Source organism: Endozoicomonas sp., from assembly GCF_031844845.1.
Taxonomy (GTDB): domain Bacteria; phylum Pseudomonadota; class Gammaproteobacteria; order Pseudomonadales; family Endozoicomonadaceae; genus Endozoicomonas.
This window is the reverse complement of record NZ_JAVRMB020000298.1, coordinates 1-12254: the sequence shown is the minus strand read 5'-3', so window position 1 is coordinate 12254 and position 12254 is coordinate 1. Positions and strand designations below refer to the sequence as shown.

6 protein-coding genes are annotated in these 12254 nt (G+C 42.2%); 1 reads left to right on the top strand and 5 read right to left on the bottom strand.

Annotated features, from left to right (window positions below; genetic code table 11):
• From RM811_RS16300 to ruvB, 4 genes are all read right to left on the bottom strand, one after another.
• Nucleotides 1-453, bottom strand: a 453-nt coding sequence (locus RM811_RS16300) for a MotA/TolQ/ExbB proton channel family protein (RefSeq protein ID WP_402526391.1), incomplete at its 3' end; no start/stop codon positions are given.
• Nucleotides 454-893: 440 nt separating this feature from the next.
• Nucleotides 894-4283, bottom strand: coding sequence for an ATP-binding protein (locus RM811_RS16295; protein WP_402526388.1), 3390 nt, complete (start codon nt 4281-4283; stop codon nt 894-896).
• A gap of 85 nt (nt 4284-4368) precedes the next feature.
• The gene (locus tag RM811_RS16290; protein ID WP_402526385.1) at nt 4369-8334 is read right to left on the bottom strand and encodes a hypothetical protein; all 3966 of its coding nucleotides are present in this window, start codon (nt 8332-8334) and stop codon (nt 4369-4371) included.
• A 38-nt stretch (nt 8335-8372) separates the two neighbouring features.
• Entirely contained in the window at nt 8373-9377 is a 1005-nt protein-coding gene (gene ruvB / locus RM811_RS16285) for a Holliday junction branch migration DNA helicase RuvB (protein WP_402526382.1), read from the bottom strand.
• Between the two features lie 158 nt (nt 9378-9535).
• Here ruvB and rarD point away from each other — a divergent pair, with 158 nt between their 5' ends.
• The gene (gene rarD, locus RM811_RS16280) at nt 9536-10423 is read left to right on the top strand and encodes an EamA family transporter RarD (RefSeq protein WP_402526379.1); all 888 of its coding nucleotides are present in this window, start codon (nt 9536-9538) and stop codon (nt 10421-10423) included.
• 224 nt (nt 10424-10647) lie between these two features.
• On the opposite strand, the gene RM811_RS16275 is transcribed toward rarD, so the two are convergent.
• Complete coding sequence (locus RM811_RS16275) at nt 10648-12090, bottom strand: hypothetical protein (RefSeq protein WP_402526376.1); 1443 nt, start codon at nt 12088-12090, stop codon at nt 10648-10650.
• Between the last annotated feature and the right edge of the window lie 164 nt (nt 12091-12254).

The window sequence follows — 12254 nt, the reverse complement described above, 5'->3', positions numbered from 1 at the left end:
ACGAAAAGAGTTCATAATACCTACGACTGTTCCAAAAAGGCCAAGATAGGGACAGGTTGAACCGACACTGGCAAGAAAAGGAAGATTCGCTTCAAGCCTTTCCTGCTCCCTGGAAATGGCCACCCGCATCGCTCTCTGAGTGCCTTCCATAATCGCTTCGGGCTCTGCAGCCCCCTGGTTACGAAGCCGGGTAAACTCGGAAAATCCCGCTTTGAATATCTGTTCCAGGCCAGAATCCGGGTGTTCATTCTGCTGAACCTCCTTATAAAGAAGGATCAAATCCATACCCGACCAGAAGCGATATTCAAAAGCAACCATGGCCTGTTGCGCATTGCGAAGGAGAACTGCCCGCTGGATGATCATCATCCAGGAAACAACCGATGCAGCCACCAGTAACAACAATACCAGCAACACTACCCAACTGGCATTGCCAATCAGAGCCCATAGAGACATGCTTTCCGCCACCGATAACCTCTCTATCCATCTATTATGAAGTCGAAAATAGCCTGATCATAACATCAAAAACCGATGGGGATCAGAACTACTTATGAAGGGTAATAAAAGTAAAGTTTATATCAAACATACCCAGAGAATTACCGGATTACTAACATGTAAAAGAGAAGGCGCAAACCGGATTTACAGAGAAACTACAGACGTTTTTTATTTTCGCACGTTAAAGAGGAGAATATGACAGGCAGATTCACAGGTGACGCAGAAGGGCCAGCCAGCTAAGGAATTGACCGTTAATAATTCTCCCCCGTTTCGTGCACCACAGAGCCACAGAGAGCGCAGAGAAAAAACCTTTCTTTATCCCTCTGTGTCTTTTATGCCTTTAGGCCCAGAGGGTTCTTCGGGTACTGTGGTAAAAAAGGCAAGATATTCCGGGACAGATTCTAAGAGTTTGAAACCGCAATCAACGAGCTACAAATAGACTCCAGTCCCTGAATATCCAGAGACTTACACAACTCAATGATGTTAGCGGGGTAACTTCCATAGCCTGACTGCAATAACCAGCTTTTTGCCGCCACTTCAAGTGACTCCAAATCACCTATTTCAAGCGTGTGACTCAATGCAAGAATCATTTCTTCTACACTGGAAGCTGAAAGAAAGGGTGACAGGGACTGTTCATCACACTCTTCCAGGTGATGATGAATGGAGAAAAACAACTCATCAAAACGAATCGGCTTGGCAACAAAACCACAAAAACCAGCTTCAGCGATTCTCATCCTGGTCTGTTCTGAAACACTGGCAGAAATAGCCATGATTTTAATGGGTCGTTGCCCGGCAAGACTATGAATGGCCCTCGCGGCATCAAACCCGTCAAGACCCGGCATGTGCAAATCCATTAAAATCAGGTCATAGCGAGTATTGCTGCATTTTTCCACGGCCTTAACCCCTCCTTCAGCCGCATCCACATGAAACGATTTGGACTTTAGTGCCTTAACCAGCATGTCTCTATTCGTTAAACTGTCATCAACCACCAGTATTTTCCGCTTATCACACTGATTTACAGTCAAGACCGAATGATCATACCTTGAAAACGAGTCAGTATCAGCGTTCTGGCTACCCACTGCACTGACTCGATAGGGGATACTGAAATAAAAGCCGCTCCCCTTTCCGATATCACTTTCAACCTTAAGCTCTCCCCCCATCGCTTTTACCAGCCGGTAACAGATTGACAATCCAAGCCCGGCACCACCAAACTCCTGCCCCTCCTTCAGCTTCGTAAATGGCTGAAATAACTTCTCCATTTCATTTGGCGACATACCTGGCCCACTATCAATCACCTCAAACTGAAGTCTCCCGTTATCCAGAAATATATTCAGAGCCAGGTAGCCTGAGTCAGTAAACTTAACAGCATTACCAATCAAGTTAATAAGAACCTGCCGTATTTTAACATGATCACCAATAATCTCGGACTGAATATCTTTATGGACAGTCACTGTCAGGTTCAATCCTTTCGCCCTGATTTGTTCACGAAAATTAGCAAGCACCATATCTAATGTTGCATCAAGGTTAAATGGAACCGGATCAACGGTTACCGCTCCACTCTCAATTTTGGTCATATCCAGAATATCATTAATCATTGTCAGCAGATGTAAACCACAACCCTCAAGACAACCCAGACTTTCTCTGCATCTATCTGGAAAATCATCATCAATTAATAGCAATTGCGCATAGCCAAGCACACCATTCAGCGGTGTCCTGAGTTCATGACTCATATGAGACAAAAACAGTGATTTTGCCTGACTGGCCTTCTCAGCAGTTTCTTTGGCTTTTAATAACTCACTCTCTATTTGTTTTCTTTCTGTAATATCCCGAAACACTACGGGTATAAGTATGCTATCAGCGCTGGTCAGAACATTGCTGGATATTTCGATGGGAAAGCTATGCCCATACTTATCAAAGCCATGGGAAAAAATGGCATTCAAACAATGATTTTCCGGATTATCAGAATCTAACGTTTTCAACAAATCAAGCTCTGACCGACAGACAGGATCAATCAGCAATGCTAAAGGAAGACCTAATAAATCAGACGCATGATATCGAAACAGATCAACCACTCTCTCATTAACCAGCGTTATAATCCCTGACTCATCCGTTATTACAATGGCATCGGGTGAACCCGCTATCAGCGCCTTAAATTTTTCCGTATCCCGAACTCTATTGGTTATATCATTTCCCATGCCTTCAATACTGTAAACGACATGACGATTATGGACGCCTGACAGCACGTTCCTGTTTTCATGTCCCGCACAACTCACTTCAACACACCGGACAGAACCATCATTATGGTACATTTCCAGCTCGAATGTTTCCTGCCATAACCCTTTTGGCGAAAGATTCAAGACTTTCAGAAATGGATTATTAACAGTGGAACTTGTCAGAAATTTCCGGACATCTCCGGCAAACGCCTCAACGCTGAAGCCAAGCACTGAAATTATCGAGGGACTTACATAAGTGATATCCCCTGAACAGGTAAGATTAAAATAGAAATAGCTACCTCGTAACTGCTGTACAAGGCTGCCCATATTACTGGCTCTTGCCTGCTGTAATGACTCTTCCCGGTCAAAAAGGCGCTGCTTGAACCTTAAAAAACTTCGGTTCAAACTGACCGCTTCATCCTTCGAGTCGGAGTAATTAAGGCCTGAATCATCAGATAAAGACCCAAAAGTATTCATTTGATCCTTGAGTTCATTTAATGGCCGGGTGATTCGGCCAGATACCAGCCACAGGCATATAATGGAAAGCAACATAGCCAGGCCAATTAAGCTTGCACTTAATACAGCCTGCTTTAACACAGGCTTCATAATATCGCTTTCAAGAATACTGTAACTGAAAAACCACCCTGCAGACTGGATTGGAACAGCGGTGTGCCATTTATAGGTATCTCTGGCAAGAATGCGCACACTGGCTAATTCGTTTTTATTGACAACATGATCCAATAGATCCTGTAGAAAGCGACAAGGCACTTCAGGATCAGGAGGTTTTTTAACAGGCCTGAAAAAAAACTCCTCGAATGGATTTGAAAACTCTGAAGGAGTGAAAACCTCACCCGCCCCCTGACACGGACCTAAACGTGCAAACCGATCAATTGTCCGGTATCGAGGCAATGATATACCGTTGGAAAAAACAACCCTACCCTCTTGGTCAGCTATAAGAATACGAATTCTTGTATCCAATTTGATTGGATGATCAATCAATTTAGATCCATCAATATCAATCCTGACAAAACGAACCAAACCACTATCATCAGAGACCTTTATCAACAAACTGCTATAAAAATCAAGCGTCCCTGCTAATTCAATATTAACGTACCAGTTATGACTATAATCTGGATGATCCATAATGGATAAAAGGAATGACTCAGGTACTGAATAATGCTGACTTTCAGCACTGGCAATAAACTTTTGCCCAGATCTCTGCCAGTACGCAGATTCTTCAACACCTATAAATCCCTCGCCTGAATTTTTAAAGCTAATTACCGCTACCGTTTTAATTAAAGCCATGTCTCCAAATAGCGAAGAGATTTTACCGGTAAAGTCATCATAGGCATAGTGGTCAACAGATAAAGACAATGCTTTACCAGCAAGAATCACAGCACTGAGATTACCATTAATGAGTGATGCATAGTGCAATGTTTGATTAAGATGCCTCAGACCAATCTCTGCAGATGCAGCTCTAAAAGTAAAATATAAAAATACAAACGTGATAAAACAATAAAAGACCAATGCTGGCAACAAATTAAACAGCGTAATCTTCTGCCTGATAGAGGTTGACATAAACTTCTTTTATCTCTCTGGCATCATATTCAGTATCAAAATTGCTTTCACTTTATCAGGAAAACGAGTCCCTCTCGTCAAATTGCTAAGAATCCAATTTGAAAATCCTTTGCTGAAGCTCCAGGGAGGTCAAATTGTCGGTATCGTCCCGGATATCATTGCAATCATAAAAATCTGTACTACCAGTCTCTTGATCGGCCGACCCCTCAGGGTGAGCCTTTTCTATTTCCCGGAAGAAGGCATGACTAAAACCGGATTGTACAGTGGTCGCTGGTACCTTATGTAGATAAAAATTTCCAGAGCTGTATCCATACCCGCCATCAATGAACATAAAATCAAGCTCAGAAGAAGCACCTTGAGTACTCCTCTGAATATCATTTTTAAGTTCTGCCAATGAAAAAGGTCCACGAAAATTCATATACGATAGTTCTTGATCAACCCTGGTAGAAACACGCAACATCCAGCGAACATATTTTCCCGCTTCCGGAAAGTACATAACCATATAAATTCTGGAGCAGTCTTGTTTCCCAAGCTCACTCCGAATCATGTCTGAATAACCACGCAGCAGGGGTTTGAAACGGAACATATTACTGGAAGACAGGTTCATCTTAATCAAAGCGCTCTCTTTTTCACCACCCTCCGCCCGCCACTCAATACAACTCTCAGGAATCCATGGAATAATGCGTCTCAGAAACTCCTCATCAGAAAAAGTCAATTCACCTTGTTCAGATTCAGCCATTGCATTTCTGCACTGATAGAGCTTTTTCAACGCCAGAACAATTTGTTCAAAAACAGCTTTGTCGAAAACATCTGTTTTTTCCTGTTCATATTCCAGGGGTAATACAGAGTTAAATTTCAGGGATTGTTCCGACTTGCTCTCACCCAAACTTACTGAAGACCAGTGAAAATCACCAACATCGCCCATAGAGTAGAGATTGTTGACCTGATGGTTGACCAGAATCAGCGTCTTCGGTTTCACCACGCCCATTAGATTTTGAAGTGCTCCTGCCCCGGAATACTCGTTTAGAACGATTTCATGACTACCATCAGAAGCGACATCCCACTTATATTGAACAGTACGAACTTTCCCCCCATCACCAGAAAATGGTTCAATAAGTAATACATCTATTTTTTTTGACATAAACTTATCCATACTGTTCAAAAAAGAGGGCAGCGAGACTATCTTTTTTTTATCTTGCAAATCATCACCATCCGTCACGCCCAATCCATTACCCGTAACAGACTCTTTAAATTCCCTTACACTGCCTAATGGAAACCCACAATCTTTGCCAAAATCATAGTGATTCAGCCACTTTAAAACCACGTCATAAAAAACATCACTTTTACTAACTGATCCGGATAAAAAATGTTCAACCTTGTGATTTGCCATAATCTTAACAAGGTTTCTGACCTCAAGGTCACCCAGCATTTTTTTATTGACAACCCCTTTCGAAAGCAACCCGATTTTCTTCACTCTATTCGGAGATAAATCCATCGCATCCTTTTTCACTCCTGCTAAATAATCTGCCGCCACATCAGCCACCAGTCTCAGCAATTTAATGTGTTCTGCAATACTTAAATCTTTAGTCAATAATTCTGAGCTATTACAACGAGGTTCATTATTCATATAACCTTGAAAAGAGTTTGATGCTCGAGAAAAAAAATCATTCCTTGCATCACCATCAAACATATCCACTTTTACCGTTGCAGTTAAAAAATCAAGCAGAGTAGAATCACACCAGCTCATGAATTTTTCATTTTCTGCCAACTGGTTTGATATCATGCTTACCACATGATCCAGCCCGGTAACTCTGCGATTAAGATTTTCATCACGTACACCTTCATCCTCATATAGACGAGATTGCACCTCTAACTTTCGAAGCTGGTTAGTAACCAGAACCAAAAGAAATAACTTTGACATTTGCACATCGGTAGACAATTTATGGACAAACTTCTCTCTACTGGTAAACCAGTTCACCATAAATTGATTACCTGGAACCACCTGACCATCAAGACTACAGGTTGCCGGGGCAACATCAAGATAAATCAGCCTGTGACCCACCCTATCAAAAGCAAAATTACCAAAATTAGCATCAATTATACATTTTAACTGACTCCCCCCTTTGACTTCTATTTCTTTATTAAAATTATCAAAAACATCGATCGCATTAATAATACCTTTGACAATTTCTATCTTAATAGCTGCATCTTCATTCGGATCCTGCAGAATATATTCAACCATTTGTTTTTTATCATATCTTCTCTGCATCCCTGCAACCCAAATCACTTTTCTCTTTTTATTCAGCTGATGGACTGACTGATCGGCACGCTCTACTTCCTGACATTGAACACCTTCATCTGGAGACATTCCACTATCGACTAATCGCTTTAACTCATCCTCAAGGGTTAATACTGCTTTAACAGGAACATTTATCATTTCATGAAGTTGTTCACTCTCTGAATTACTATGCGACCTTCCTGTTAACCTGGGTAGCTGCAGAAAATGAGATCCTGACTTATCAGGATTATCATTTAGCTCATCGGAAGACTGATCATCTTCTTCATCCTCTAAAACTTCCTGATCAACAATCGTTAGATAGTCTACGGGACTAAAACAAATTTTCGGCGTATTATTTTTCCCGGATACAGCACTCTCCATTATCATCTCGGTCATTGCTTGCATTACCCTCAGCGTATTGATAACTATTGTGGCCTCAACCTCACTCTTCATTCGCAGGGGAAGAAATTTCAAGGCCATACTGGGATAAGCACCATTTACACTGACTTTCTGGGCAATACCTGATCCAAGATAGTCGTCAGTAAATGCATTTTTTTCTGGCGCAGCCTGCTCCATATTTCTAACAATTGTTGTAGTTTTTGAATGTATAATTTCCCAATTATTCCGGTTATTGATAGACTCCGTGAAATCATTATTTTTATGGAATGTTTTAATCGTTGATGGATACTCTCTGGACTTATCAATAATCTTGTCCAGATCAGCACTGAATAACTCAATCAAGGGTATCTGGAATTCAATATATAAAGATTTTTCTTCCTTGCTTGATATCCGCAGGGTATCTGACACATAGGCTTTAGCTGGATCTCCCGTACCAGTGACAAAACGGTAGCCTGGATATGTTAGAATTTCCTGATCCGAAGGAAGCTGGCGTCGAAAGCGGATAAATAGTTTTAATTCAGAATCACCACCGGCCTGTTTTAATGATTGAATATTATCAATTATTGCCGCAAATAATTCTTCATTATTTAATTCATCTATTTCAATACAAATACCATCAGGACTACTTATTGGAGATAATTTTTTCTCGTCAGAAAACGCACTGGCGAATACATTTTTTCCTTCCGGCTGAGGCGTCGCCAGAGTGACCGGCAGAGTGCGAGCAAATTCTAAATTAATTTTTTCACCGAAATCATCCACTGTAAAACCTACCTTATACACTCCTCCCTCATTAAATTTAGTGCTTTCAAAATAATCCTTTAACTTTTTTACCAGCCTGTGATCCTGAATTGCAACAGACTCATTGTCTTCACTATTTTCTTTATCTTTTAATTCATTAACAAAACCCATTACCAATGAATATTTTCTAATTTGCTCATACCCCCTATCACTTTCATGCCTGGGCATATCAGAACATGAAATTTTCTCCAGCGACTTATCCCTGGAATGGCACCTGGCTTCTTTAAAATCCAGCGGTTCCGATTCTGACCGAACTGTAACGCCATTCCCTGCCTGCCCACTCTGCGTTACCCGACGATATCCAACCCCACCACCCTTTGGTAGTAAAGAATCAACCCCTTCATTGTCAGAAACCATAGGTCTGGCAGGTAAACCGGTGTGTCCCTCAGCCTTGGGAATTTGTCTTGGTGGGCTCTTTTGCTCATGAGGGGAAACATTAAATGTCCCCCTTGAAGAGTTCATCTTGCCACGCTGGCTGCCTAAAGTTCGATCCGGATCTTGAGAGCCAGAATGGTCGGCCAATTGGTTCAATGCAGGAAATTCAGGCTTGATCGGAGGCCGGCCAGTTTGATACATTTTGAGCTTCCTGTCAGTTATAATTAAGAAGCTGAGTTTTATTCAGTGTAATCATAACCAAAGTGCAAATACGCACTTTTGGTCAGCACCCGGCCTCTAGGCGTCCTCATAATATAGCCCTGTTGAATCAAATAGGGTTCAAGTACATCTTCAATAGTATCCCTTTCCTCACTGATGGCCGCTGCAAGGCTATCCACACCGACAGGTCCCCCATCAAATTTTTCAATCATTGCCATTAGGAGACGACGGTCCATATGATCAAAGCCACTGGCATCCACATCCAGCATATTCAGGGCCGCATCAGCAAGATCACGGGTTACAGAACCATCGCCTTTTACTTCAGCGTAATCCCTGACCCGGCGTAACAGTCGGTTGGCTATTCGTGGCGTACCCCTTGACCGGCGCGCCAACTCATTAGCCGCGCCCTTATCCATACGAATGCCCAGAATCCCTGAAGAACGAAGTATGATCGAACTGAGATCAGCCACATTGTAGAACTCAAGCCGCTGTACAATCCCGAAACGATCTCTCAATGGTGCCGTCAACAGCCCTGCGCGAGTCGTGGCACCTACCAGGGTAAAAGGAGGAAGATCCAGTTTAATTGACCGTGCAGCAGGCCCTTCACCAATCATAATATCCAGCTGATAATCTTCCATCGCCGGATAGAGTATTTCCTCTACAGCAGGACTGAGGCGATGAATTTCATCAATAAAAAGGATGTCATTGGGTTCAAGGTTAGTCAGAAGCGCAGCAAGATCCCCTGCTTTTTCAATAACCGGTCCGGAGGTTGAACGGATTTTGCTGCCCATTTCATTGGCAAGTATGTGAGAAAGCGTCGTCTTACCCAACCCCGGAGGTCCAAAAATCAAGGTGTGATCTAAAGCGTCTCCACGGTTGCGGGCAGCCTGGATAAATATGCCCATCTGCTCCCTGACCTTCGGTTGTCCGGTATATTCACTCAGCCTGACGGGTCGAATAGCACGATCCTGGACCTCTTCATTTGGACGCTCTTCTGCCGTAACTAACCGATCCGCTTCAATCATAATTTTATCCAATAGTTCTCTTAAAACAGACTAACATTTCCAAATAACGTTGCGAACGGATATTCATGACGAAATCCGCTTGCCGCCTATATTGTCTGATACTAGAATCCAACAGCTGTCCGCACTCTGCGGTAATCTTTTAATCTGGCAGGGTTGTAATGTCATCGTCAGTATCCTCCACCGGACTGGGCTACTCTATCCTCGCATCGTTGATGTTTGGTCTGATCCCCTGGTATGTCCAGTGGCTTAATCCGTTAGACGGTTACCTGCTGTTCTGGAACCGTATTCTTTTTTCAACGGTCACCGCGCTGGCCGCTTTACTGCTGTTTGGTAAATTCCAGTTATTTCTGCAACTGCTCAAACAACCGGAAAACATGCTGTGGCTGGGTGCTGGCACAATACTGGTCGCTTTTCAGTGGTGGTTATTTGTCTGGACACCGATGAATGGCCTGACTACCGAACTTTCTATGGGTTATTTCCTGCTGCCACTCACTCTGGTTCTGACGGGACGCGTCGCATATGGCGAGAAGCTAAGGCCACTGCAACTGGCAGGAACCATCCTCGCTGCTATCGGTGTGACCCATGAAATTTATCAGCTTGGCAGCCTGTCATGGGTAGCGGTTGCAGTCGCTGCTGGCTACCCCCTTTATTTCGTTATTCGCCGGAAAGTAAAGGTAAACACACTGGCCTGTTTTATGTTTGAGAATCTTTTACTGCTTCCATTTGCGGTCTTTGCCCTTGTTAACAGCGAAGGATTCTTCCAAACCGTGGCAGCCAATAGCAACCTCTATTACCTGCTACCAGGCCTTGGTGTTCTCTGCACCAGCGCCATGCTGATCTACATAGCTGCGTCCAAGGCACTGCCAGTCAGCCTTTTTGGCCTGCTCAGCTATCTTGAACCCGCCATTATTTTCATGGTCGCGGTTTTCGTTCTGCGGGAGCCCTTACCACCGGGACAGTGGGTTACCTATGGTTTTATCTGGTTGGCAACCGCGATCATTTGCATTGACGCCATTCGAATTGTCCGAAAGCCAGCCATTGCCTGATCAGCGGCTGATAGTAGTTGATATTAATTGCCACTGTCTCAGTTTTTTTCATCCGGGCCCAGGGAACAAGGTTTGGTGAGATTTTATTATGAATGTTTACTGTTTTATCTTTTCGGAATAATGAACCAAGACAGACAGCCTAATCGCGGCATTGAGATCTGCGGATCAAAGGATACATGAGCAATAACTTCTGCCAAAGGCACAGGGAGCTAAAATGATATATTTTAAATCAGTACCATTTTTTTATTTCCAACCCGCGACTTGCTGTCGCTGATGGATTTGTTAAGCATTTCGACGACTGAATCAATAGATCCCAAGATGGATTCATCCAATTTATGTCCAACGACTCTTTGTCTCAATGTTTCGGCCACTCGTTTGATCTCACCATTAGCGCATCCCAGTAAATGATATGGTCGCACTATATGAAAATTATTTTCATGTAGACTGTCAAACAACAACATGCAACAAGCTTGTTTTAAGGATTTATCTTTTTTATCTCCAGCACTTAAACGTTCAACCTTACTATAAAAATCATTATATAGATCATCAATAATCGGTCTATGTATAATATATGGATTTTCTTCAACCGGCCATCCTTCCTCTGGAATCACGGATTCCCGAATCTCGGATTTCCTGTCTCTAAAATATGTTGTTAAACAAACTGCTGCATGAATAAAGTCATGTCGGTAAGAACCAAGGGGGGTATAAATACCACCATCCACCTTGGAAGTACCTTTTTCAACCTTAACCGGATAAATTGGAGCCCTCAATATTTTACTAAAGCTTTCACAACCTATTGAAAGAGTGGTCGGTAGAACTATACAGCCTTTATTAATGGCAGTTTTTTCAAAGTCTTTATATTCGAATACTTCAACCTTTTTGTAAACATCGGCCATAGTCATCGTGTCCGGGAAATATGTAAATACCAAATTATTGAATCGGCTATCACCACTCGCTTCAATATGCCATTTAAGCTTTTTGATTTTAAAAAACCGATTCACACCAAGAGATGACTCATAGCACTCTTTACCTTCTTCCCATTTGAAATATGTAAAAAAGATAATCTGCTCAGAAAGTCCTGTCACTGATAAATCAGGCTTAATCTCACGAGTAAAAATATAATAATCAAATAATGACAAGACCTTGTAAATATGCGTGATGACTTCCAGATAAGGCAAACCCTTAGCAATAAGATCATTACAACGGTCCTTAGCATTGGTGAGAACGGTAAATTCTTCAGGAAGAACATCACCTTTATTTTTGTACTCTTCTATATACTCTTTTAGCTTTTCAATACAGGCCTTTAATTCATGGAATGGAAAATTATCACCACTCGACCTTCTCACCGCTAACTTTTTATATTCTTCAAAGGATGACTCATCCAGAGTTTTGAATCGACATAATAAACTTTTCTCTGTAATAGCTGCTTCAACTGATTTATTCCCTAACGGCTCATTTTTTACTGACGAAAATTCTTCCCCAACAACTAATCTGGCTCTTTTTACGTTAGCAGCGGAAGACTCCCCACTAACGCGTCTGCAACAACCGAATTCGGTATTCCAACAGCTATTATTGAATTCTGTATTGTCTAAAGATTCACCACGATCAACTACAACAGAGGTGATATCCCCTTGGGCACTACTATGCGGTATTGAAGAAGCTTGCATAATTGTGGCTCTTCCCTTGTTTAAGCAGCAGTTCCCGATGATTACACGTCAATTCTCGTTAAAGTTGGCATGAAATCATTTTTACCCCTTTGAAAATAGGGATTGTAGCGTCATATAACTAAATCACAAATTTGATAATGAAAAAATTGTGCGGTGATATAAAA